The organism is Streptomyces sp. NPDC052064, assembly GCF_055585925.1.
In genome coordinates this window covers 188,324-210,487 of sequence record NZ_JBVJJE010000002.1, presented here as the reverse complement: position 1 = coordinate 210,487, position 22,164 = coordinate 188,324, and the positions used below count along the sequence as shown (strand labels likewise).

The window sequence follows — 22,164 nt, the reverse complement described above, 5'->3', positions numbered from 1 at the left end:
CCCCTGGTCAGATGCGGGGATGTGGGGCTAGCGTCCGTCCATGGCAGCTGCTTCCGACCTCGCGTTCGACCCGTGGGACCCGGCGTTCCTCGCCGACCCGTACCCCGCCTACGCCGAGCTGCGTGCCCGGGGCCGCGTGCACTGGTTCGAGCCCACGAACCAGTGGCTCGTCCCGCACCACGCGGACGTCTCGGCGCTGCTGCGGGACCGGCGCCTGGGCCGGACGTACCAGCACCGGTTCACGCACGAGGAGTTCGGCCGCACCGCGCCCCCGCCGGAGCAGGAGCCGTTCCACACGCTCAACGACCACGGGATGCTCGACCTGGAGCCGCCGGACCACACCCGGATCCGGCGCCTGGTGTCGAAGGCGTTCACGCCGCGCACGGTGGAGCGGCTGAAGCCGTATGTGCGGGGCCTGGCGGACGAGCTCGCCTCGGCCCTGGTCGAAGCGGGCGGCGGCGACCTGCTGAGGGACGTCGCCGAGCCCCTCCCGGTGGCGGTGATCGCCGAGATGCTCGGCATCCCGGAGTCCGACCGGGCCCCGCTGCGCCCCTGGTCGGCGGACATCTGCGGGATGTACGAGCTGAACCCGTCCGAGGAGACGGCGGCGAAGGCGGTCAGGGCGTCGGTGGAGTTCTCCGACTACCTGCGCGAACTGATCGCGGCCCGCCGCAAGGAGCCGGGAGAGGACCTCATCTCGGGCCTCATCGAGGCGCACGACGAGGACGACCGCCTCACCGAGCAGGAGATGATCTCGACGGCGGTGCTCCTCCTCAACGCCGGCCACGAGGCCACGGTGAACGCCACGGTCAACGGCTGGTACGCCCTGTTCCGCAACCCGGCCCGACTGGCGGCCCTGCGAGCGGACCACTCCCTGATCCCCTCCGCCGTCGAAGAACTGATGCGCTACGACACCCCGCTCCAGCTCTTCGAGCGCTGGGTCCTGGACGAGATCGAACTCGCCGGCACGACGATCCCCCGCGGCGCGGAGGTCGCCCTGCTCTTCGGCTCCGCCAACCACGACCCGACGGTGTTCGAGAACCCGTCCGCCCTGGACCTGGGCCGCGCCGACAACCCCCACATCTCCTTCAGCGCCGGCATCCACTACTGCATCGGCGCACCCCTGGCCCGTATCGAACTGGCGGCGTCCATGGGGGCGCTGCTGGAGAGGGCCCCGACACTGCGCTTGGCCGCCGAGCCCGCCCGTAAGCCGAACTTCGTGATCCGGGGGCTGGAGGGGCTGGCCGTGGAGGTGGGCTGATCACCCGTCGACTCGAACTCGACCCCGAGGAGCTGAGGCGTGGGACGGACCGACTCGCCGTCACGTGGTCATGTCCCGCCTCCGCAACCCCGCCAGCCCCGCAGCCACCAGCACCACCGCCAACCCGGTCAGCATCACCACCGGCCCCCACTCCATCTCCCCGCCCGGCAGCTTCGGCAGATGCCCGAACGGCGAGAGGTTCAGCACCATCTGCGGCACATCCAGTGCGGGGCCGACCCAGCCGATCAGGAGTGCCGCGCCGGCGACGCCCCAGGCCGCCGCCGCTCCCCGGGGCAGCACGCCGTGCAGCAGCACCGCCACCCCGCCCATCACCCACACCGCCGGCAGCTGCACCAGGCACGCGCCCAGGATCGGGCCGGTCTCCTTGCCGTAGCCGGCGGCCAGGCCGAGGCCGGCCAGGAGCATGATGAGTGCCGAACCGCCGAAGGCGATCACCAGGTGGCCCGCGGCCCACCGCAGGCGCCCGACCGCGTTCGCCAGCACCGGCTCCGCCCGGCCGGACGTCTCCTCGCCGTGCAGGCGGAGCACCGACGCCACGATGTACAGCGCCGCGACCAGGCCGAGCATGCCGGTCATCGACGCCAGGAAGGTGTCCGTCAGGCCGGACCGGCCGCCCATCCGCTCGAAGATCCGCCTGGCGTTCTCGTTGTCGCCGACCAGGTCGGCCGCGCCCTCGGTCATGCCGCCGTAGACGACCCCGGCGAGGAGGAAACCGATGCTCCAGCCCAGCACGCTGCCCCGCTGCAACCGCCAGGCCAGCACGCCCGCGCTGCCCAGGCGGCCGGTCGCCGGGCCCGGCCGGGAGGGCAGGAAGCTCATGCCGAGGTCCCGGCGGCCCGCCAGCCCGTACGCCACCGCGCCCTGGAGGAGGGCTGCCCCGGCGAGCAGCGCCAGCACCCACCAGCGTTCGTCCGCGTACGGCCGCAGGTTCTCCAGCCAGCCGAGCGGTGACAGCCACGTCAGGACCGACGAACCTCCCCCGGTGCCGAAAGCCTGGGAGGTGCCCCCATCCGCCGCCGAGTCGCCCGCCGCGCGCAGCACGAACGCGGCGCCCAGCACCGCCGCCGTCAGACCGCGGACCAGCCGCGCGCTCTCCGTCAGCTGGGCGACGATCGCCGCCATCGTGGCGAAGACCATGCCGACTCCGGCGATGCCGAGTCCGAGAGCCAGTGCCCCGGTCGTACCCAGGCCGGCCAGGCCGGCCGTCAGCAGCAGCGCCAGTACCCCGTTCGCGACCGCCGCCGCCAGCAGGGCCGCCGTCAGGGCGGCCCGGCGGCCCACCATGCCGGACGCCACGAGCTCCTGACGGCCGCTCTCCTCCTCGTCCCGGGTGTGCCGGACGACGACCAGCAGGCTCATCACGGCGGCCAGGGCGCCCGCGTAGAGGCCGACCCGCCAGGCCGTCAGCGCGCCCAGCGATTCGCCGAAGACCGGGCCGATCATCGCGCGCAGCGAGGAGTTGGTCTCCATCTGCCGGATCAGGCCGGCGCGTTCGGCCGGGGTGCCGTAGAGGCCCTCCAGGGTGTTCGGCATGGAGAGGACCATCAGGGCGTTCACCGCGATCCACACCGGGATCATCAGCCGGTCGCGGCGCAGGGCGAACCGCAGCAGCGTGCCCGTCCCGGCCAGCTGGCGTGCGCTGCCGGGCCTTACCGCGAAGGTCGTCATCGGGCGTCCCCCAAGCTCTCGGCTTCGCTCGAGCAGGGGGGACCCCCAGCCTCGTCCTGGTAGTGCCGCAGGAACAGTTCCTCCAGCGTCGGCGGCGTCGACGTCAGCGACCGTACGCCCGACTCGCTCAGGGACCGCAGAACGGCGTCCAGCCCGTCGGTGCCGACCTGGAGCCGGACCCGGCGTCCCTGCACGTCGAGGTCGTGGACGCCGGGCAGGTCCGCCAGCCCGTCGGGCGGGCCCGCGAGTTCGGCGACGACACTGGTACGGGTCAAGTGACGCAGGTCGGCGAGCGAACCGCTCTCGACCGTACGGCCCTTGCGGATGATGCTCACCCGGTCGCACAGCTCCTCGACCTCGCTCAGGATGTGGGAGGAGAGCAGGATCGTGCGGCCCCGGTCGCGCTCCTGAGCCACACAGCGCTGGAAGACCTCCTCCATCAGCGGGTCCAGGCCCGAGGTCGGCTCGTCGAGGATCAGCAGGTCGACGTCCGAGGCGAACGCGGCGACCAGGGCGACCTTCTGCCGGTTGCCCTTGGAGTAGGTGCGGCCCTTCTTCGTGGGGTCGAGCTCGAAGCGCTCGATGAGCTCCGCGCGGCGCCGGGGGTCGAGCCCTCCGCGCAGCCGGCCGTAGAGATCGATGACCTCGCCGCCGGAGAGGTTGCGCCACAGCGTCACGTCCCCGGGGACGTACGCGATGCGGCGGTGCACGTCCACCGCGTCCGTCCAGGGGTCGTGGCCCAGCACCTGAGCGGCGCCCGAGTCGGCGCGCAGCAGGCCGAGCAGGATCCGGATGGTGGTGGACTTGCCCGAGCCGTTGGGGCCGAGGAAGCCGTGGACCTCGCCGGAGGCGACCTCCAGATCGAGCCCGTCGAGTGCATGCGTCCGTCCGAAGGACTTGTGCAGTCCGGAGACGGTGATGGCCTTCGTCATGCTTCAGAACGTACGCTTCTTTCAGAAATTTGTGAAGTTAAGGAAGGATGTGAATCGCGGATAGGATGAACCGCATGACGGAATCAGCCAGGGACGCGCGGGACGCGGAGGCAGTGTCGAGGTTCGTGGAGTCCTTCGCGGCGCACCTCGTCGAGGCCGGGATGCCGCGGATGCCCGCCCGGGTCTTCGCCGCGCTCCTCTCCTCGGACGAGGGCTCGATGACCTCCGCCGGACTGGGAGAGCAGCTGCGGATCAGCCCCGCGGCGGTGTCCGGGGCGGTGCGCTACCTGGCCCAGACGCACATGGTCTCGCGTGAACGGGAGCCCGGCTCGCGCCGGGAGCGCTACCGGGTGCGCGGAGACCAGTGGTACGAGGCCCTGACCAACCGCGACGCCGTCCTCAAACGCTGGGAGGAGGCCCTGCGCGAAGGCGTCACCAGCCTCGGCGCCGACACCCCGGCCGGCCGCCGCATGTCCGAGACGCTCGCGTTCTTCGAGTTCGTCGAGGCCGAGATCGTGGAGATGATGGAACGCTGGCGCGTGCACCGGGACAAGACGTTCGGGCAGGGATGACGAGCGGGTGGCGCTCACGGCGCCGCCGGCACCGTCAGCCCCCAGGCCCCCTCCCGGACCACCCACGTCCGGGTCCGTACCGGCCCCGACACCACCGTGTCCGCCCGGTAGCGGAAGTGGGCCCCCGACACCGTCACCGTCCGGCCCTCCGCGAGCAGGGGGGAGGCCTCGGCGCCCACCGACACCGGGCGGACCTCCACCGCGGCCACACCGGAGGCCGAGGGCGACACCGACACCGCCTCGACCGGCTGGTTCAGGTCGACGAGGGTTTCGCCGTCGACCTCGACCCGCAGCCGGGAGGGGCCGGGCTCGGGAGCCGAGGCGAGCCGGGACGGGCGGGCGGCCGGGACCAGGGTGCGCACCAGGGACTGGCAGGTCCGCAGCCAGGGGCGGCCCGGCGCGTCCTCGGTATCCGGCGCCTGAGCGTCGGCCGTCACCGGCGGTATCCGCAGCGCGCCCAGCACCACCCCGTCGCTGTCGTCCACCATCAGGTCCATCCGCCGCTCGACCCCGTCGAGCACCGCCCGCGCCGCCGCCACCGTCCCCGTCGGCACCCCCAGCGACCGGGCGAGGGACAGCGCGCCGCCGACCGGCACCACCGACAGCGCACATCCGGCCAGCTCCCGATGCCGGTGCAGCAGCGACACCGCGCGGATCAGGGCCCGGTCGTCGCCCACCACCACCGGGCGCCGCGAGCCCCGCCGGGCCAGCGCCCGGGCGAACTCCTCCGGCCCCTCCGGCAGGCACAGCTTGACGGCCGCACCCGCTCCGAGCACGTCTTTCGCGATCCGTACGGACTCGCCGTCCGACCGACGGGCGACCGGGTCGATGACCAACAGCAGCTGCTCGGACGTCGCGGAAGTCGCCACCTCGGCCATGCCTCGCTTCCTCGGGTAGCATCTTTGTGCAAGAGCCCCTTGCGCTATTGCGCCAGGGGCTTCGTCTATTCCGGGGCATCCGGTCCGACGGTTGGCGGCCAACGGCGGTCGCGGTGCACGCGGTTTCGTAGCTTCCGCGTTCGCCCTCGACCATGGACATGCCCCGCCCGGAAGGGGTGTACGCGCGTGCCCGCACTTGTGCTGCTCGGTGCTCAGTGGGGTGACGAAGGCAAGGGAAAGGCCACCGACCTGCTCGGTGGATCCGTGGACTATGTAGTGCGCTACCAGGGCGGCAACAACGCCGGCCACACGGTGGTCGTCGGCGACCAGAAGTACGCACTCCACCTCCTCCCTTCCGGAATCCTGTCCCCCGGCTGCACGCCGGTCATCGGTAACGGTGTCGTCGTCGACCCGTCGGTCCTGCTCTCCGAGCTGAGCGGTCTGAACGAGCGTGGTGTCGACACATCCAAGCTCCTCCTCAGCGGAAACGCGCACATCATCACGCCGTACAACGTGACGGTCGACAAGGTGACGGAGCGCTTCCTCGGCAAGCGGAAGATCGGCACGACCGGGCGCGGCATCGGCCCGACCTACGCGGACAAGATCAACCGCGTCGGCATCCGCGTCCAGGACCTGTACGACGAGTCGATCCTCACGCAGAAGGTCGAGGCGGCCCTCGACGTCAAGAACCAGATCCTCACCAAGCTCTACAACCGGCGCGCGATCGCCGTCGACCAGGTGGTCGAGGAGCTGCTGGGCTACGCCGACAAGCTCGCGCCGTACGTCGCCGACACCGTTCTGGTCCTCAACCAGGCGCTGGAGGAGGACAAGGTCGTCCTGTTCGAAGGCGGCCAGGGCACGCTCCTCGACATCGACCACGGCACGTATCCCTTCGTCACCTCCTCCAACCCGACCGCGGGCGGGGCCTGCACGGGCGCCGGCGTGGGCCCGACGAAGATCAGCCGCGTCATCGGCATCCTCAAGGCCTACACGACCCGCGTCGGCGCGGGCCCGTTCCCGACGGAGCTCTTCGACGAGGACGGCGAGGCCCTGCGCCGCATCGGCGGCGAGCGCGGCGTCACCACCGGCCGTGACCGGCGCTGCGGCTGGTTCGACGCGGTCATCGCCCGCTACGCGACCCGCGTGAACGGCCTGACCGACTTCTTCCTCACCAAGCTCGACGTCCTCACCGGCTGGGAGCAGATCCCGGTCTGCGTGGCGTACGAGATCGACGGCAGGCGCGTCGAGGAGCTCCCGTACTCCCAGACCGACTTCCACCACGCGAAGCCGGTCTACGAGATGCTGCCGGGCTGGAGCGAGGACATCAGCAAGGCCAAGTCCTTCGCCGACCTGCCGAAGAACGCCCAGAGCTACGTCAAGGCGCTGGAGGAGATGTCCGGCGCCCCGATCTCCGCGATCGGCGTGGGTCCGGGCCGGGACGAGACGATCGAGATCAACTCGTTCCTGTAGCCGAACCGAGCGGCATACGCCCTGCGTCCCGGTGACCCATGTGGTCGCCGGGACGTTCTGCTGTCTGCTCCCGATGGAGCAATCAAATGACTTATCGGGCAAATCTGGCCATACGCTGAGCTTGCGAATCGCAGCAGTCACCACCCGACGAGACAGAAGAAGTGAGTGCTATGCGCGTGATGCTCAAGGCGACGCTGGACACGGACAAGGGCAACGAGGCGATCCGGGCCGGCAAGATGCCGCAGATCATGCAGGAGGCCATGGAGAAGCTCAGGCCGGAGGCCGCCTACTTCGGCCCCGAGGGCGGTCGCAGGACCTGCTTCATGGTCTTCGACATGCAGGACAGCTCACAGATGCCTCCCGCGCTGGAGCCGTTCTTCACCGGCCTCAACGCCGAGGTCGAGGTGTTCCCGGTCATGAACAGCGACGACCTGCAGAAGGGGCTGTCCCAGCTGCGCTGACCCTCAGCTGAAGACGATCATCGACCCCTGGGCAAGACTCCGCGTCACGGCCGCGTGCAGGCCGAGCCAGACGTGGCGTTCCCGGGCGAACGGGCTGGGGTCGTACGGGGCCGGGACGGCGGGTTCCTCCAGTTCCGTGGGCACGAGCGGCGGTTGGGGCGCGGCCGGCGGGTTGGCCGGGTCGATCCCGATGGCGGGGGCGACCAGCTCCAGCTCCCGCAGCAGGGCATGGGAGGAGCCCAGCGGACCGCCGCCCGCGAGGAGCTCGTCGTCGGCGAGCGGGCTGGGGAAGTCGACGGGGACGTACGCGCCCGCGTGGTCGTAGTGCCAGACGAGGTGCGACTGCTGGGCCGTCGACTCGAACATCTCCAGCAACTGCTCGTAGTCGCCGCCGAGTTCGTCCACGGGCGTCACCGGCAGGCCGCACACCTGGAGCAGATAGGCGCGGCGCAGGAAGTGCAGCGCGTCGTAGTCGAAGCCCGCGACCGGGGCGACATCGCCCGACAGGCCCGGCATGTACTGGTACACCGGCACCGGCGGCAGCCCGGCCCCGGCGAGCACCTTGTTGTATTGCGCGAGTTCCTCGGCGAACGGGTTGTCCGGCGTGTGGCACAACACGTCGACGAGCGGTACCAGCCACAGGTCACAGGCCAAAGAAGGCTCCTCGCTCAGCTCGGTCGGTCGGGTGGCGCGGTGGTCAGGGAAGGGTATCGGTGCGGCGCGGAAGCGGCTCCTGCCGTGCATGTCCCATACCCATACGAACAGATGCGACGCAGGTCATTCTGATGCGAGGCGCTCGATCATGGCGATGGAGTGCGCGTTGTAGCGGGCGATGATCGCCCGCGCGGTGTCGTTGTCTCCGGCGATCAGCGCGTCGACCAGCTCGGTGTGACCGGCCCACAGCTCGCCGCGCAGATCGGTGAGCCGGCGCAGGTGCTGCACCGCGCACACCCAGGTCTGGACGCGCAGCCGGTGCAGGAAGTCGGCCAGGTAGGGGTTGCCGAAGCAGGCGCCGAGCTCGCGCCAGAAGCGCAGGTCGTAGCCGATGAGGACGGTGAGATCGCCGGCGGCGGCGGCCCGCTGCGCCTCCTCGCCACGCCTGCGGACCCCGGCCACGACGGCGGCGGCCCGGGGGTCGTCGGGCCGCACGGCGTTGGGGCGTCCTTCGGTCAGCGCGAGGAACATCCCCTCGATGACCAGGCCGCGGGCCTCGATCATGCCGCGGAAGTCCTCGACCGAGTACTCGTGGACGCGGAAGCCGCGGTGCTGGTCGGCGTCGAGGAGCCCCTGCGCGGAGAGGTCGACCAGCGCCTCCCGGACCGGCGTGGCGGACACCCCGTACTGCTCGGCGATCTCCTTGACCGTGAACTCCTGACCCGGCTGGAGCCGCCCCGCCAGCACCTCGTCACGAAGCGCGTCGGCGATCTGCTGTCGCAGGGTGCTGCGCGTCACGGCACCGTTGCCGGAGCTGCGGGGCATGGTCAGGGCGTCTCCCTCGTCGCGTTCGGGTGGCGTGCGCGTATATGTCTACGGGCACGCCACCTTACGCGTTCGAATGAGACGCGAGGATGTCTGTTACTGACGGGTTTACAGGCCTTTACCGCGTGTACTCGTCCGCTACCGAGAGCGCCGCGTCCAGGGCCGCGAGACCCTCCTTCAGCTCCGCCTCGGTGATGTTGCAGGGCGGCACCACGTGCGTCCGGTTCATGTTCACGAACGGCCAGAGCCCGCTGCCCTTCGCGGCGGCGGCGAAGGCGGCCATCGGCGCGTTCGCCTCCCCGGCCGCGTTGTAGGGCACCAGCGGCTCCCGTGTCTCCCGGTTCCGGACCAGCTCCAGCGCCCAGAACATGCCGACACCGCGTACCTCGCCCACGCTCGGGTGCCGCGCGGCCAGCTCACGCAGTTCCGGCCCGAGGACGGACGCGCCCAGCCGGGCCGCGTTCTCGACCACGCCCTCCTCAGCCATGGCGTCGATCGTCGCGACGGCGGCTGCGCAGGCCAGCGGATGCCCGGAGTACGTCAGACCACCGGGGTACGGCCGCTTCCCGAACGTCTCCGCGATCGCGCCGGAGATCGCGACACCGCCCAGCGGCACATACCCGCTGTTCACGCCCTTGGCGAAGGTCAGCAGGTCGGGCGTGACGCCGAACAGGTCCGCCGCGAACCACTCACCGGTCCGCCCGAACCCGGCCATGACCTCGTCCAGGACGAAGACGATCCCGTACTTGTCGCACAGCTCCCGCACCCCGGCGAGATAGCCGGGCGGCGGGACCATGATCCCGGCCGTTCCCGGGATCGTCTCCAGGATGATCGCCGCGACGGTCGAGGGCCCCTCGAAGGCGATCGTCGTCTCCAGGTGCTCCAGCGCCCGCGCGCACTCCTGCTCCTCGGTCTCCGCGTAGAAGCGGGAGCGGTAGAGGTAGGGCGCCCAGAAGTGCACGACCCCGGCGGTGCCGCTGTCGGAGGCCCAGCGGCGCGGGTCGCCGGTGACGTTCACGGCCTGCTGCGTACCGCCGTGGTACGAGCGGTACGCCGAGAGCACCTTGGGGCGCCCGGTGTGCAGGCGCGCCATCCGGATCGCGTGCTCGACGGCGTCGGCGCCCCCGTTGGTGAAGAAGATCTTGTCCAGGTCGCCCGGAGTCCGCTCGGCGATCAGCCGGGCCGCCTCCGACCGGGCCTCGATCGCGAACGCGGGGGCGAAGGTCGTCATCTTCGCCGCCTGCTCCTGGATCGCGGCGACGACCTTGGGGTGCTGATAGCCGACGTTCGTGTAGACGAGCCCGCTGGAGAAGTCGAGGTAGCGCCGGCCGTCGTAGTCCCAGAAGTACGCCCCCTCCGCCCCGGCGACGGCGAGCGGGTCGATGAGCTCCTGAGCGGACCAGGAGTGGAACACATGGTCACGGTCGGCGGCCTTGACGGCGGCACCGGCTTCGGGGTTCGGCTGAGGGGTCATGCGGGCGAGCGTAGGCGCGGGGGAGAGGGCGGTGAAATCGGCGGCCTGTCTGCCGTCGGCGGCATTCCGCGACAGGTTGTCCAGACGCGGAGGAGTGCATTGACAGCGTCCTGTCTAAATGTCAGGATGCTGTCATGCCCCCTCGGGGGTGAGTTCGGGTCTCAGGAGGAGCCATGAACGCCATCACAGGCCGCAAGCCCGTCCACCTCGCCGTCTACGACACCCTCGCCGACTGGGAGACGGGCCACGCCACGGCCCATCTCGCCCGCGCCGGATACCGGATCCGTGCCGTCGGCCCGTCCACGGACCCGGTCACCAGCATCGGCGGACTGCGCATCCAGCCCGACACGGCCCTGGACGACGTGCGGCCCGAGGACAGCTCCCTGCTGATCCTCCCGGGCGCCGACCTCTGGGACACATCCGGCGACCTGGCGCCCTTCGCCCGCAAGGCCCGGGCGTTCCTCGACGCGGGCGTGCCGGTCGCCGCGATCTGCGGTGCCACCGCCGGACTCGCCCGGGAGGGCCTGCTCGACGACCGCGACCACACCAGCGCGGTCTCCTTCTACCTGGCCGCGACCGGCTACGCGGGCGGCGAGCGCTACGTCGAGAGCGACGCCGTCACCGACGGAAACCTCGTCACCGCGGGCCCGACCGAGCCCGTCGCCTTCGCCCGGGAGATCTTCCGGCTGCTCGGGGTGTACGAGGGCGAGGTGCTCGACGCCTGGTACCGGCTGTTCCACGACTCCGACGCGGAGGCGTACGCCGTACTGGAGAAGGCCGGGGCGGCATGAGCCGGGAGCGTCAGGACCTGTTCAGCCGCAGCGCCCTCGGGGTGTTCCGGCTGAACGGCCAGTTCATCGCCGTGGCGGAGGAACTGGCCCGGCCCGCCGGGCTGACCGCCGCCTGGTGGCAGGTGCTCGGCGCGGTCCTCGGTGAGCCGCTGCCCGTCTCCGGCATCGCCCGCGCCATGGGCATCACTCGGCAGAGCGTGCAGCGGATCGCCGACCTGCTGGTGGAGCGCGGGCTCGCGGAGTACCGGCCGAATCCCGCGCACCGCCGCGCCAAGCTCCTCGCGCCGACCGAGGAGGGGCGTGCGGCCATCGCTCGTATCGGCCCCGGGCACGCGGCGTTCGCCGACCGGCTTGCCGAGGCGTTCGGGGAGGCGGAGCTGGCGGAGGCGGTGCGGGTGCTGGAACGGCTGTCGAAGGTGCTCGACCGGGCGGGGTCGCCTGTTACGGAACCGTAGACATCATCCGGGCCGCCCCGCCCGGGCTCCCCACTATTCTCGGTCCGTTGCTCACGTGTGGGGGGAAGGCGGCTGAGCGATGGAGAAGCTGGGACCCGGGGATCCGCAGCGTATTGGTGCCTATCGGCTGCTGGCGCGGCTCGGCGCGGGCGGCATGGGGCAGGTGTATCTGGCCCGCTCGGAGCGGGGCCGTACGGTCGCCGTGAAGCTCGTGCGCGAGGAACTGGCCGCGCAGGAGGAGTTCCGGGAGCGCTTCCGGCAGGAGGTGCGGGCCGCGCGGCGGGTCGGCGGGTACTGGACGGCGCCGGTGCTCGACGCGGACACCGAGGCGGCGGTGCCCTGGGTGGCCACCGGGTACGTCGCCGGGCCGAGCCTCCAGCAGGTCGTCGGGCACGACCACGGTGCCCTGCCCGAGCGGACGGTCCGCATCCTCGCGGCCGGGCTCGCGCACGCGCTGAAGGACATCCACGCCGCGGGCATCGTCCACCGCGACCTCAAGCCGTCCAACGTCCTGGTCACCATCGACGGCCCACGCGTCATCGACTTCGGCATCGCGCGCGCCCTGGAGACCGTGACGGACGTCGGACTCACACGCACCGGCGCGCTCGTCGGATCGCCCGGTTTCATGGCGCCCGAGCAGGTGCGCGGCGACCGCATCACCCCGGCCTGCGACGTCTTCTGCCTCGGCTCGGTCCTCGCCTACGCCGCCACCGGCGCCCTGCCCTTCGGCACCGCCGACAGCGGCGTGCACGCCCTGATGTTCCGCATCGCCCAGGAGGAACCGGACCTGGAGCGCCTCCCCGAGGGCATCGCCGACCTGGTCCGCGACTGCCTGCGCAAGGACCCCGCCGCACGCCCGTCCCTCGACCGCATCCTGGAACGCACCGGCGCGGACGACACCGTCTCCGACGGCCGCGCCCTCGACCCCTGGCTGCCGAGCGCCCTGGTAGCCCAACTCGGGCGGCACGCGGTGCGGTTGCTGGACGCGGAGGAGCCGGAGGGGGAGGCCGCAGGAGAGCGGGCCGGTGCCGCCGGCGCCCCTGGGGAGCAGCAGGGCTCCGGTCCTGACGAGAGTCCCGGCCCCGACCCGACACCCGAACACGCCCCCGCCGCCGACGAATCGTCCCCGAGCCCCGCGCTGCCCCCGGCCCCCGCGACGGCGCCCGCCGCACCCTCCGGCCCCCCTCCGCCTGGCCGCCCGGGCGAGGGACCGCCGCTGAACCACCTGCCCACCATGGTCGCGGGCCAGAGCACCGCCCCGCCGTCCCAGCAGACACCCCCGCCCCCGTACCCGGCGTACGGCTACCCTCAGCAACACCCGCAGCCCGGCACCCCGGGCGCCGCCCAGCCCTACCCCCCGGCCTACGGCGGCCTCGGCTCCACCCCGCCCTACGGCCCGCCGCCGTACGGCACCAGCCCGCCCTACGGCACGACCCCGCCCTACGGTCCGCCGCAGGAGCCGGTGCGAAGAAACGGCCGTTCCACCGCGCTGCTCGTCGTGATCGCCCTGGTCGTCGCGCTGGCCGCGGGCGGCTCGGTGTACGCCCTGATGCAGGGCGGCGACGGCGACCGGGCCGGCGGCGACCCCACCCCCACGCAGAGCACCGGCGCGCCCCCGACCACGCCGGGCTCCTCCCCGACGACCTCGGAGCCGGACACCTCCACCCCTCCGGCGGACGGCTCGATCCCGACGGCGTACCTGGGCACCTGGGCCACGACCATCGACAACGCCGACGGCCGGCACACCCGCCGGCTGACCATCCAGCAGGGCGAGCCCGGCGACACGGTCCTGTCCCTCGTGGCCGACGGCCCCACGGACGGGGGCGGCAGCTACCACTGCGTGTTCGAGGGCGAACTGACCGACGCCCCCGACGCCGACGGCCCGGTGAGGATCGGCCCGTCCGCCGTGACCGTCGGGCAGCCGCGCACCGCCTGCACCCCGGGTGCCGCCACCGAGGTCACCGTCCTCCCGAACGGCACACTCCAGCGCGTGAACGCGAGCAGCGGGGAGAGGCTGACGTACACGAGGCAGTGATCAGAGGTAGTGACCAACTCGCGGTTCCCCCACAGTCGTTGAACGTACGGCGAATTCAAGCCGACGAATACCGGATACCCGCTCGTACAGCCGTACGGTGACCAGACGATCGAATTCGTCCGGCGGCGGGGGCACCGACGATGGAGTGGCTGAGCACGGAGAACCTCGTGGCCGTGGCGACGGCCGTTCTCGGCATCATCGCCTCGGGCGTCATGGTCTGGTACGAACGCCGGGTGCCGCGCCGCAAACGGATCGGCTACCGCGTTCAGATGGACAACCACATCGGCGACGACGTGCGCTCGGGCCGCGCCAACCGCCGCCTCGGACTGTTCGACGAGGCTCCCGGCATGTCCGACGCGACCCTGGTCCTGCTGCGCATCGAGAACGACGGCTCGCAGGGCATCGACCGCGACGACTACACCGGCCCCGAACTCCACGGCCTGACCGCGGTGTTCGCCGGACGCACCGTCCGCGGCGTCTCGGTCACCCAGCCGTCGGACACCGACCACCTCATGGACCACTTCACCCCGGCGGGCGGCTTCGCCTACGACGGCAACACGCTGCGCATCCCGCGCGTCCCGCTCAACCGCGGCGACCACTTCAAGCTGCTCGTGCTCCTGGCCGGCGGCGACGTCGGCGACGACATCCGGCTGGTCGGCGGTCTGCGCGACGGCGAGGTGCACCCCAACCGCAGCGCCACGCCGGACGACAAGCCGCCGCTGTTCAGCCGGGCGGCACGGCTGATCACCATCGCGCTCACGGCGAGCGTGGTCACTCTGGCCGCGATCGTCGTCGCCCAGGACGACACTCCGCCCCCGATCGGCTGCGCGAGCGGCAGGCTCACCCTCACCGGCTCGACCGCGTTCGCGCCCGTCCTGCGCGAGGTGGCCGGGAAGTACGAGCGGGACTGCGGCGGCGACCCCGTCATCGACGTGGACACGCACGGCTCGACGGCCGGGATACGGGAACTCGCGGCGGCGGGCGCGCAGGCAACACGGGACGGACAGGGCTCACCGCCGGTGGTGGCCCTGTCGGACGGCCCCAAGCCGGCCGGCCTGCCCGAACTGCGCGAGAACCGGGTTGCGGTGTCGGTCTTCGCGCTCGTGGTCAACGACGACGTACGCCTGACGAACCTGTCCACGAACGACGTACGGCGCCTCTACCGGGGCGAGATCCGCAACTGGCGGCAGCTCGGCGGCCCCGACCTGCCCGTGCACCTCGTCAGCCGGGACGCCAACTCCGGGACGAGACAGGTGTTCCAGCGCCGGGTGCTGGGGCGGGGAGAGATCGCCAACTCCTCCGTCGACTGCGTCCACAAGGACGACCCGACGGCGGCCGTCATCCGCTGCGAACTCGACTCGACGGACCAGGTGCTGACCATGGTCGCCGGCCTGCCGGGCGCCATCGGCTACAGCGAACTCAACCTGTCCGCCCGCGCCAAGGGCCTGCACTCCCTGCGCCTGGACGGCGACCCCGCCTCCGCCGACGCCATCGAACACGGCACGAGCGACTACCCCTACCGCGAGATCGAGTACGCCTACACCTACGGCCGCCCCCCGGCCGACTCCCTGGCGTCGAGCTTCCTCACCTACCTGTCCCGCGGCAACGGCCAGGACGTCATCCGCACGCACGGCCACCTACCGTGCTGGACACCGGAGGGCCTGTCCCTGTGTGCGCAGGACTGAGCCGCCCCCGCGCCCTCTTGCCCAGACTTGGCGTGTCCACAACCATGGGGCGAAGTCGGCCGGCACCCCAGCCCCGGGAGGACGCATGCGCCCCAGCAGGAGAACGGTCCTGACCGCGACGGCGGCGGCGGGAGCGGCAGGGGCGACGGCGGGCACGGTCGCGGCCGCACCACAGCCGGGAGCCGGCCGCCCCCCTGCCACGGCCCAGCGCCCCACCCGCGAACTCCGCGCCCTGCTGCGGGAGGTCGACCCGGCCCGCATCGAGCGGACGGTCCGCAAGCTCGTCTCCTTCGGCACCCGCCACACCCTCTCCTCCCAGGACGACAAGGCCCGCGGCATAGGCGCCGCCCGGGACTGGCTCCTCTCCGAACTCCGCACGTACGCCGCCGTGTCCGACGGCCGGATGACGGCGGGGCTCCAGTCGTACGTCCAGGAACCGGCCCCGCGCATCCCGGCCCCCACCCGCATCACGAACGTCATCGCCACACTCCGCGGCTCGGTCACCCCCGACCGCGTCTACGTCGTCGCCGGCCACTACGACTCCCGCGTCACGGACGTCATGGACGCCACGTCCGACGCCCCCGGCGCGGACGACGACGCCTCGGGCGTGGCCGTGGTCCTGGAACTGGCCCGGGTCATGGCGAAGCGCCGCCCGGCGTCGACGATCGTGTTCGCGGCGGTGGCGGGGGAGGAACAGGGCCTGTACGGATCGGGCCACATGGCGCAACAGCTGAAGGCCGCCGGGGCGGACGTCCAGGGGATGTTCACCAACGACATCGTCGGCAGCGCCACGGCCGACGACGGCACGCGGGACCCGTACACGATCCGCCTGTTCGCCGAGGGCGTCCCGTCCTCCGAGACCGAGGAACAGGCGGCGATACGGCGCTCGGTGGGCGGCGAGAACGACTCCGCGACCCGCCAGCTGGCCCGCTTCGTCCGCGACGTGGCCGACAACGACGCGACCGGCCTGCACGTCCGTGTGATCCACCGCCGCGACCGCTACCGCCGGGGCGGCGACCACATCCCGTTCCTCGAACGCGGCTACCCGGCCGCCCGCTTCACCGAACCGGCCGAGGACTTCGCCCACCAGCACCAGGACGTACGCGTCGACGACACGGGCAAGCAGTACGGCGACCTGCCGGAGTTCTGCGACTTCGACTTCATCGCGAGGGTGGCCCGGGTCAACGCGGCAACCCTGTGGACCCTCGCCCAGGCCCCCGGCACGCCGAGGGGCGCGAAGATCGTGACATCGACCCTCACGAACGCCACGGAGCTGGTCTGGACCCGGGGCACGGAACCCGACCTGTCCGGCTACGAGATCGTCTGGCGCGAGACGACGGCCCCGGAGTGGACCCACGTCATCCCGGCAGGCGACACTACGACCTACGAGGTGGACCTGTCGAAGGACAACGTGTTCTTCGGGGTACGTGCGGTGAACCGGGCGGGCCTACGCAGCCCCGTGGCGTTTCCCGACCCCGCTTGACCGCGGGCATTCGTGCCGCCTCCTGGGGCGGCACGGGTGGGCGCGGGCGGCACCCCGGAGCGCCGGGTTGCGCACCCACCCCGGCCTCGGCAGCAGCCCCGAGCGCCGGCAGACCAAGGCTCGCTCACCGCGGCTCCGGCGGCCGCTGCCGAGGCATGTTCGGCCTGGCGCCCCCCGCCGGCGGCACGGAGAACCGCCCATTGAAACCTCCCGTCTCGGCCCCGCGCCCACCCCCCGAGAACACCACCGCCTGCAATCCCACAGGCGCACCCCCGCTCCGAAACTCCCCCACCCACTCCGCCGTCTCCCCCCGCACCAGCTCACTCACATCCTCGGAGAACCTCCGCAACACCCCAAGACACCGCTCGGCCGCCTCACTCGCCGTCCCCTCCGCCGGCCCCAGAACCTCCCGCACACTCTCCGCCGCCCAGTCGAACTGCAGCGCCTGCAACCGCCGCTGCACGGCCTGCGCGGTAGCCACATCCCGCATCCACCCCGTCGTCACGCCGAAGTACCGGTCGACGGCGACACACGCCACCCCCAGCAGCAGCGCCAGACAGCCCCAGGGCGCGATTCCGCCCGCGACCCCGGTCAGATCCAGCAGGGGCAGCGCGATCCCGGTGACCGCCCCCACCGCGGTCCCGCAGCGCAGCACCCGCGCGCACCGCCGCTTCCACACCCGGTCCTCGAGATACCAGGCCGCCGTCTGAAGCGCCCCGCGCTCCACCCACCGGTACAGCTCGTCCAGCCGGACCGCCGGCTCCCCCCAGTCCCCGAGCGGGAAGGTCCGCCCGGTCAGATCGCCCGGCCGCAGCCGGGCCGCCTCCTCGCCCCGTCCGTCCTGAGGCGGCCCCTCGGGCTGCATCTCCGGCTGACCCACCCGGCACTCCCTACTGACCACGCTGCGTGACAAGCGACACACATGACGCACAGGACACAGATGACACCTGGCACACAAGCCACGTCATACGTGCGTCCTGTACGCGCCGGACCCTTCCTACCCCCCAATGGGTGGCGAAGATGCGTCTTTCGCCTCTTTTCCGCCCGGAAGTATTCCTTGATCAGTTTTAGGGCGCGAGGGGAACTCACTCGAAAGAGTGCTGGGGCGACGGCAGGCCCGACCACGTAGGCTCGTGCCGAACGGGAAAACCCGTACCGAGCAAGGAGCTGATCGTGATCCCCGGTGGTGGCCAGCCCAATATGCAGCAGCTGCTCCAGCAGGCCCAGAAGATGCAACAGGACCTGGCACAGGCGCAGGAGGAACTGGCGCAGACGGAGGTCGACGGCCAGGCGGGAGGCGGCCTCGTGACCGCGACCGTCACCGGCGCCGGCGAGCTGCGCAACCTGAAGATCGACCCGAAGGCGGTGGACCCGGAGGACACCGAGACCCTCGCCGATCTGGTCGTGGCGGCTGTGCAGGCGGCCAACGAGAACGCGCAGGCGCTCCAGCAGCAGAAGCTGGGCCCGCTCGCGCAGGGTCTGGGCGGCGGCGGCATCCCGGGTCTGCCGTTCTGAGACGCGTACCGCCTTCCTCGGACGGGCGGCTGACAACTACGGTACGTACGGGAAGGTCGTACGGCGCGAACGACCTCGATGACCCAGGAAAGGCAGTCCGTTGTACGAAGGCGTGGTCCAGGACCTGATCGACGAGCTGGGGCGGCTGCCCGGCGTCGGTCCGAAGAGCGCCCAGCGGATCGCCTTCCACATCCTGCAGGCGGAGCCCACGGACGTACGACGGCTCGCCCAGGCCCTCATGGAGGTCAAGGCGAAGGTCCGCTTCTGCGCGACCTGCGGCAACGTCGCGCAGGAGGAGCTGTGCAACATCTGCCGCGACGCCCGCCGCGACCCCGCCGTCATCTGCGTCGTCGAGGAACCGAAGGACGTCGTGGCGATCGAGCGCACGCGTGAGTTCCGGGGCCGCTACCACGTCCTGGGCGGCGCGATCAGCCCGATTGACGGGGTGGGGCCGGACGACCTGCGGATCAGGGAACTCCTGGCGCGCCTGGCCGACGGCACGGTCACGGAACTCATCCTCGCCACGGACCCGAATCTCGAAGGCGAGGCGACAGCCACGTACCTCGCCCGCATGATCAAGCCCATGGGCCTGAAGGTCACCCGCCTGGCCAGCGGCCTCCCGGTGGGTGGCGACCTGGAATACGCGGACGAGGTGACCCTCGGTCGCGCCTTCGAGGGGAGACGACTCCTAGATGTCTGACGCCACGCTGCACGCGACCGACCAGAACCCGGACGACTTCGCGGTCCAGATCGCGGACCAGGTCGAGAGTTTCCTGGTCGCCGTCATGGAGATCGCGAAGGGCGACGAGCCGGAATCGGCCGTCCCCTTCCTGCTCCTGGAGGTCTCCCAACTCCTCCTGGCCGGCGGCCGCCTCGGCGCGCACGAGGACATCGTGCCGGACGAGCGCTACGAGCCCGACCCGGGCCCCGAGCCCGACGTCGACGAGCTCCGCGAGAACCTGGCCCGCCTCCTCGACCCGATCGACGTCTACTCGGAGGTCTTCGACCCCTACGAGCCCCGCAAGGCTCCGGTCCCGGCCCGTATCTCCGACGACCTCACCGACGTCATCACCGACCTGCGCCACGGCATGGCCCACTACCGCGCGGGCCGCACCACGGAGGCCCTGTGGTGGTGGCAGTTCTCCTACTTCTCCAACTGGGGCTCCACCGCCTCCGCGACCCTCCGGGCCCTCCAGTCGGTCCTCGCCCACGTCCGCCTCAACCAGCCCCTGGCCGAACTCGACGGCCTGGACACGGACCAGGACATGGGCGACGACACCCTGGAGATCGAGGCGGGCAGGGTGATGGCGGAGGAGATCGCGGAGCCGCTGGGCCTGCGCCCGGCCAAGTAACCCCCCCCGCCTCAACGGCTTTCCTCACCACAGCCCGGCCCCGAGCGCGATGATGGCCGTATGACCGGTCAGTCGAAGGCATGGATGTGGACGGGCATCGGGCTCTGTGCCGCCGGTGCCCTGGGGCTTGTCGTCGGCGCCGTCCTGGACGTCGAGGCGGCGGATCCCTGGGCCAGTGTGGCCGGCGGCGTCGCCGCGCTGCTCGGGCTGGCGCTCGCGGTGTACGCCGGTTTCCGGGGTTCGACGGGCGGAGAGGGCGGCCCGTCCGCCGGTACGACGGTGACCGCGAGCGGTACGCGGTCGGTCGCCGCAGGGGGGAGCATCCGCACCGTGGCGACGGGAGACGGAACATCCGTGCGCTCCCCGGGGCCCGTTCCGCCGACCCCGCCCGCTCCTTCCCCCGCCGCGGGTGGCTCCGTCACGGCCTCCGGTGACCGTTCGGTCGCGGCCGGCGGTGACATCGGGAGCGTGTCGACGGGGGACGCATGAGCCACGGGTCGGCGCAGGCCCGCGGGGAACGGACCGTCGCGGCGGGCGGGAACATCGGCCAGGTGGCCACGGGCGACCACGTCACCCAGCGGACCACGCTGCTGCCACCCGAGGCCCTGGCCATGGGAACGGACAGCGGGCGCGTGTGCCATCTGCCCCACCGCACGGCTCTGTTCGTCGGACGGGAACGGGAACTCACCAGGCTGGACGAGGCGTTCGGCACCGCACACGGGGTCGTGGTGCACGCCGTCCACGGCCTGGGCGGGATCGGCAAGTCGACGCTCGCGGCACACTGGGCGGCCCGGCGCGTGGCGGACTTCAACCCGGTGTGGTGGATCACCGCCGAGACCCCGGCCGACCTCGACGCCGGCCTCGCCGCCCTCGGCCGGGCCCTCCAGCCCTCCCTGGCCGGGACCCTGCCCGAGGAAGCCCTGCGCGAGCGCACCCTCCAGTGGCTCGCCTCCCACGACGGCTGGCTGCTCGTACTGGACAACGTCTCCGACCCGGCCGACGTCAAGGCCCTGCTCGACCGGGCTCCTTCCGGCCGGTTCCTGATCACCACCCGGCGGGAAGCGACGGGGTGGCGCGGCATCGCCGAGCCGCTGAGTCTCGACGTACTCGAACCGGCCGAGGCCGTCGAGCTGTTCACGAAGATCTACGACGGCCCTGCCGACGGAGTCGGGGAACTGTGCGACGAACTCGGCTGCCTGCCGCTCGCGATCGACCAGGCCGCCGCGTACTGCCGGGAAGCGAGGATCACCCCGCGGACGTACCGTGAGCTGCTCGCCCGGTACCCGGCCGACATCTACGCCGCCACCGCGGAGGGCGGTGAGGCACAGCGCACCGTCGGACGCGTCTGGCGCGTGACATTGGACCGGCTCGACGACACCCCCTTGGCCCTGATCGTGCTGTTCACGATCGCCTGGTGGGCGCCGGACGGGATCCAGCGCCGCTACCTGAAGGCGCTCGACGAACCGCTTCCGGTGACCGAGGCGGTGCGGCGGCTCGCCGCCCACAGCCTGATCACCCTGCACGGTGACACCCTCTCTGTGCACCGGCTGGTCCAGGCCGTCGCCCGCACCCCGGACCCCGCCGACCCCTACCGGGACGCGGAAATGATCGACTTCTGCCGGGAGGCCGCCGTGAAGCTGCTCTTCGGCGCGCTGCCCAGGGAAGCGAGACTCACCCAGGATTTCCGGGAGCTCACCACGCACATCGAGGCGCTCGCCGGCCACACTGACCCCGCGACTGACACCCTGCTCTCCACGCTGCTGTTCATGCACGCCGCGGCCTACCTGCACAGCAACAACTCCACCGACCGCGCGGCCGTGCTGGCCGAGCGCGCCAAGCCCGCGGCCGACCGCATCTGGGGCCGTGGGGACAGCAGCGCCCTGAACGTGGCAGGGCTGCTGGCCAGGTGCTCGGAGGAGCAGGGGGACCACGCGCGGGCTCGTGCCCTGCTCGAACAGGCGCTGGCGGACAGCCTGGAGCACAACGGCCCCGCGGATCCGGCGACCTTCCGCATGCGCAGCTGGCTCGTGCAGTGCCTGACGCGCGTGGACCGCTCCCGGGCCGGGGCAGCGGCCCAGGAGTACGCCGCCGAGGCGACGCGCCTACTGGGTCCCGAGCACGCCGAGACCTTCGAGGCGCGGCTGCACCTGTACTGGGTAGCCGAGTTGTGGCCGAAGAGCCCCGAAGTCGAGGCGTATCTGGCAGAGGCCAGAAGACTGCTGGGCGAGGACCACGTGTCGACCAGGCGGCTGGAAAAGCAGAGTGTGGTCGCCGCGCTGGTCGCCGGTGAGACGCAAGAGGCCCTGGGACGGGCGGAGCGGCTCGTGGCCAGGTGCCTGCGGGTCGTCGGGGACCAGCACGGGGAGACGCATGCCGCGCGCCTGCTGCGCGCCGGCCTCGTGGCCCTCACCGGTGACCCGTCGCGCGCCCGTGAGCTCGTGTTCGACATCGGGCAGCCGTTCCAGACGACACTGTCGCTGCCCCCCACCGAGAATTGCAGTCGGCTGGTCCGCGCACTCGCCGCGGCGCTCACCCCGCGGAAATCCTGACCGTCCGGTCACGCCTCGTGATTTTCCTGCTCCTTGTACGCCCCCTGTACGTCGGCTGCACGGCCCCTAACCGGTGAAACGCG

21 protein-coding genes are annotated in these 22,164 nt (G+C 71.8%); 14 read left to right on the top strand and 7 right to left on the bottom strand.

All coding sequences use genetic code 11. From position 1 onward, the window contains the following. The first annotated feature begins 40 nt into the window (after nucleotides 1–40). The gene (locus ACZ6TU_RS05555; RefSeq protein WP_469546864.1) at nucleotides 41–1,261 is read left to right on the top strand and encodes a cytochrome P450; all 1,221 of its coding nucleotides are present in this window, start codon (nucleotides 41–43) and stop codon (nucleotides 1,259–1,261) included. A 60-nt stretch (nucleotides 1,262–1,321) separates the two neighbouring features. On the opposite strand, the gene ACZ6TU_RS05550 is transcribed toward ACZ6TU_RS05555, so the two are convergent. Both ACZ6TU_RS05550 and ACZ6TU_RS05545 read right to left on the bottom strand, forming a co-directional pair. After that, nucleotides 1,322–2,950 carry an ABC transporter permease gene (locus ACZ6TU_RS05550; RefSeq protein WP_467674852.1) on the bottom strand — a complete coding sequence of 543 codons (1,629 nt, stop codon included), beginning with the start codon at nucleotides 2,948–2,950 and terminating at the stop codon, nucleotides 1,322–1,324. Beyond that, a complete protein-coding gene (locus tag ACZ6TU_RS05545) occupies nucleotides 2,947–3,882 on the bottom strand; it encodes an ABC transporter ATP-binding protein (RefSeq protein ID WP_467674854.1) in 936 nt (311 codons plus the stop codon). The genes ACZ6TU_RS05550 and ACZ6TU_RS05545 overlap by 4 nt, the downstream gene beginning before the upstream one ends. 74 nt (nucleotides 3,883–3,956) lie before the next feature. Here ACZ6TU_RS05545 and ACZ6TU_RS05540 point away from each other — a divergent pair, with 74 nt between their 5' ends. Next, nucleotides 3,957–4,454, top strand: a complete 498-nt coding sequence (locus ACZ6TU_RS05540) for a GbsR/MarR family transcriptional regulator (protein WP_467674856.1) — start codon at nucleotides 3,957–3,959, stop codon at nucleotides 4,452–4,454. Between the two features lie 14 nt (nucleotides 4,455–4,468). On the opposite strand, the gene ACZ6TU_RS05535 is transcribed toward ACZ6TU_RS05540, so the two are convergent. Further along, a complete protein-coding gene (locus tag ACZ6TU_RS05535) occupies nucleotides 4,469–5,332 on the bottom strand; it encodes a diacylglycerol kinase family protein (protein WP_467674858.1) in 864 nt (287 codons plus the stop codon). Nucleotides 5,333–5,518: 186 nt separating this feature from the next. On the opposite strand from ACZ6TU_RS05535, the gene ACZ6TU_RS05530 reads away from it, so the two are divergent. Beyond that, nucleotides 5,519–6,802 carry an adenylosuccinate synthase gene (locus ACZ6TU_RS05530; RefSeq protein WP_010032040.1) on the top strand — a complete coding sequence of 428 codons (1,284 nt, stop codon included), beginning with the start codon at nucleotides 5,519–5,521 and terminating at the stop codon, nucleotides 6,800–6,802. A 170-nt stretch (nucleotides 6,803–6,972) separates the two neighbouring features. Further along, nucleotides 6,973–7,263: a DUF3303 family protein gene (locus ACZ6TU_RS05525; RefSeq protein WP_388059430.1), complete on the top strand. Its 291-nt coding sequence runs from the start codon at nucleotides 6,973–6,975 to the stop codon at nucleotides 7,261–7,263. A 3-nt stretch (nucleotides 7,264–7,266) separates the two neighbouring features. Here the strand turns inward: ACZ6TU_RS05525 and ACZ6TU_RS05520 are convergent, their stop codons facing one another. The 3 genes from ACZ6TU_RS05520 to ACZ6TU_RS05510 form a co-directional block, all read right to left on the bottom strand. Continuing rightward, nucleotides 7,267–7,917 (bottom strand): hypothetical protein, encoded by a 651-nt coding sequence (locus tag ACZ6TU_RS05520; RefSeq protein ID WP_467674860.1) that lies wholly within the window; start codon nucleotides 7,915–7,917, stop codon nucleotides 7,267–7,269. Nucleotides 7,918–8,040: 123 nt separating this feature from the next. Beyond that, nucleotides 8,041–8,742 carry a GntR family transcriptional regulator gene (locus ACZ6TU_RS05515; protein WP_467674862.1) on the bottom strand — a complete coding sequence of 234 codons (702 nt, stop codon included), beginning with the start codon at nucleotides 8,740–8,742 and terminating at the stop codon, nucleotides 8,041–8,043. 118 nt (nucleotides 8,743–8,860) lie between these two features. After that, nucleotides 8,861–10,216: an aminotransferase class III-fold pyridoxal phosphate-dependent enzyme gene (locus tag ACZ6TU_RS05510; RefSeq protein ID WP_467674864.1), complete on the bottom strand. Its 1,356-nt coding sequence runs from the start codon at nucleotides 10,214–10,216 to the stop codon at nucleotides 8,861–8,863. Nucleotides 10,217–10,389: 173 nt separating this feature from the next. On the opposite strand from ACZ6TU_RS05510, the gene ACZ6TU_RS05505 reads away from it, so the two are divergent. From ACZ6TU_RS05505 to ACZ6TU_RS05485, 5 genes are all read left to right on the top strand, one after another. Further along, nucleotides 10,390–11,007: a type 1 glutamine amidotransferase family protein gene (locus tag ACZ6TU_RS05505; RefSeq protein WP_467674866.1), complete on the top strand. Its 618-nt coding sequence runs from the start codon at nucleotides 10,390–10,392 to the stop codon at nucleotides 11,005–11,007. Next, nucleotides 11,004–11,462, top strand: coding sequence for a MarR family winged helix-turn-helix transcriptional regulator (locus ACZ6TU_RS05500; RefSeq protein WP_467674868.1), 459 nt, complete (start codon nucleotides 11,004–11,006; stop codon nucleotides 11,460–11,462). The genes ACZ6TU_RS05505 and ACZ6TU_RS05500 overlap by 4 nt, the downstream gene beginning before the upstream one ends. A gap of 79 nt (nucleotides 11,463–11,541) precedes the next feature. Continuing rightward, nucleotides 11,542–13,497: a serine/threonine-protein kinase gene (locus ACZ6TU_RS05495; protein WP_467674870.1), complete on the top strand. Its 1,956-nt coding sequence runs from the start codon at nucleotides 11,542–11,544 to the stop codon at nucleotides 13,495–13,497. 140 nt (nucleotides 13,498–13,637) lie between these two features. Then, the gene (locus ACZ6TU_RS05490) at nucleotides 13,638–15,182 is read left to right on the top strand and encodes a substrate-binding domain-containing protein (protein WP_467674872.1); all 1,545 of its coding nucleotides are present in this window, start codon (nucleotides 13,638–13,640) and stop codon (nucleotides 15,180–15,182) included. An 85-nt stretch (nucleotides 15,183–15,267) separates the two neighbouring features. Beyond that, a complete protein-coding gene (locus ACZ6TU_RS05485) occupies nucleotides 15,268–16,665 on the top strand; it encodes a M20/M25/M40 family metallo-hydrolase (RefSeq protein WP_469546852.1) in 1,398 nt (465 codons plus the stop codon). Between the two features lie 124 nt (nucleotides 16,666–16,789). Here the strand turns inward: ACZ6TU_RS05485 and ACZ6TU_RS05480 are convergent, their stop codons facing one another. Next, nucleotides 16,790–17,545, bottom strand: coding sequence for an SLATT domain-containing protein (locus ACZ6TU_RS05480; RefSeq protein ID WP_467674876.1), 756 nt, complete (start codon nucleotides 17,543–17,545; stop codon nucleotides 16,790–16,792). 293 nt (nucleotides 17,546–17,838) lie between these two features. On the opposite strand from ACZ6TU_RS05480, the gene ACZ6TU_RS05475 reads away from it, so the two are divergent. The 5 genes from ACZ6TU_RS05475 to ACZ6TU_RS05455 all read left to right on the top strand — a co-directional run bounded on the left by ACZ6TU_RS05475 (nucleotide 17,839) and on the right by ACZ6TU_RS05455 (nucleotide 22,081). After that, nucleotides 17,839–18,180, top strand: a complete 342-nt coding sequence (locus ACZ6TU_RS05475; protein ID WP_082319878.1) for a YbaB/EbfC family nucleoid-associated protein — start codon at nucleotides 17,839–17,841, stop codon at nucleotides 18,178–18,180. Between the two features lie 100 nt (nucleotides 18,181–18,280). After that, the gene (gene recR, locus ACZ6TU_RS05470; protein WP_030897911.1) at nucleotides 18,281–18,880 is read left to right on the top strand and encodes a recombination mediator RecR; all 600 of its coding nucleotides are present in this window, start codon (nucleotides 18,281–18,283) and stop codon (nucleotides 18,878–18,880) included. Next, a complete protein-coding gene (locus tag ACZ6TU_RS05465; RefSeq protein WP_469546846.1) occupies nucleotides 18,873–19,532 on the top strand; it encodes a DUF5063 domain-containing protein in 660 nt (219 codons plus the stop codon). Before recR ends, ACZ6TU_RS05465 begins: the two co-directional genes overlap by 8 nt. Nucleotides 19,533–19,592: 60 nt before the next feature. Beyond that, nucleotides 19,593–20,021 (top strand): hypothetical protein, encoded by a 429-nt coding sequence (locus tag ACZ6TU_RS05460; protein ID WP_467674880.1) that lies wholly within the window; start codon nucleotides 19,593–19,595, stop codon nucleotides 20,019–20,021. Next, complete coding sequence (locus ACZ6TU_RS05455; RefSeq protein ID WP_469546840.1) at nucleotides 20,018–22,081, top strand: NB-ARC domain-containing protein; 2,064 nt, start codon at nucleotides 20,018–20,020, stop codon at nucleotides 22,079–22,081. The genes ACZ6TU_RS05460 and ACZ6TU_RS05455 overlap by 4 nt, the downstream gene beginning before the upstream one ends. Nucleotides 22,082–22,164: the final 83 nt, after the last annotated feature.

Bases quoted from the DNA above. Each gene is read 5' to 3' on its own strand.
- ACZ6TU_RS05555 (WP_469546864.1), top strand. From the start codon at position 41: ATGGCAGCTGCTTCCGACCTCGCGTTCGACCCGTGGGACCCGGCGTTC.
- ACZ6TU_RS05550 (WP_467674852.1), bottom strand. From the start codon at position 2,950: ATGACGACCTTCGCGGTAAGGCCCGGCAGCGCACGCCAGCTGGCCGGG.
- ACZ6TU_RS05545 (WP_467674854.1), bottom strand. From the start codon at position 3,882: ATGACGAAGGCCATCACCGTCTCCGGACTGCACAAGTCCTTCGGACGG.
- ACZ6TU_RS05540 (WP_467674856.1), top strand. From the start codon at position 3,957: ATGACGGAATCAGCCAGGGACGCGCGGGACGCGGAGGCAGTGTCGAGG.
- ACZ6TU_RS05535 (WP_467674858.1), bottom strand. From the start codon at position 5,332: ATGGCCGAGGTGGCGACTTCCGCGACGTCCGAGCAGCTGCTGTTGGTC.
- ACZ6TU_RS05525 (WP_388059430.1), top strand. From the start codon at position 6,973: ATGCGCGTGATGCTCAAGGCGACGCTGGACACGGACAAGGGCAACGAG.
- ACZ6TU_RS05515 (WP_467674862.1), bottom strand. From the start codon at position 8,742: ATGCCCCGCAGCTCCGGCAACGGTGCCGTGACGCGCAGCACCCTGCGA.
- ACZ6TU_RS05510 (WP_467674864.1), bottom strand. From the start codon at position 10,216: ATGACCCCTCAGCCGAACCCCGAAGCCGGTGCCGCCGTCAAGGCCGCC.
- ACZ6TU_RS05505 (WP_467674866.1), top strand. From the start codon at position 10,390: ATGAACGCCATCACAGGCCGCAAGCCCGTCCACCTCGCCGTCTACGAC.
- ACZ6TU_RS05500 (WP_467674868.1), top strand. From the start codon at position 11,004: ATGAGCCGGGAGCGTCAGGACCTGTTCAGCCGCAGCGCCCTCGGGGTG.
- ACZ6TU_RS05495 (WP_467674870.1), top strand. From the start codon at position 11,542: ATGGAGAAGCTGGGACCCGGGGATCCGCAGCGTATTGGTGCCTATCGG.
- ACZ6TU_RS05490 (WP_467674872.1), top strand. From the start codon at position 13,638: ATGGAGTGGCTGAGCACGGAGAACCTCGTGGCCGTGGCGACGGCCGTT.
- ACZ6TU_RS05485 (WP_469546852.1), top strand. From the start codon at position 15,268: ATGCGCCCCAGCAGGAGAACGGTCCTGACCGCGACGGCGGCGGCGGGA.
- ACZ6TU_RS05465 (WP_469546846.1), top strand. From the start codon at position 18,873: ATGTCTGACGCCACGCTGCACGCGACCGACCAGAACCCGGACGACTTC.
- ACZ6TU_RS05460 (WP_467674880.1), top strand. From the start codon at position 19,593: ATGACCGGTCAGTCGAAGGCATGGATGTGGACGGGCATCGGGCTCTGT.
- ACZ6TU_RS05455 (WP_469546840.1), top strand. From the start codon at position 20,018: ATGAGCCACGGGTCGGCGCAGGCCCGCGGGGAACGGACCGTCGCGGCG.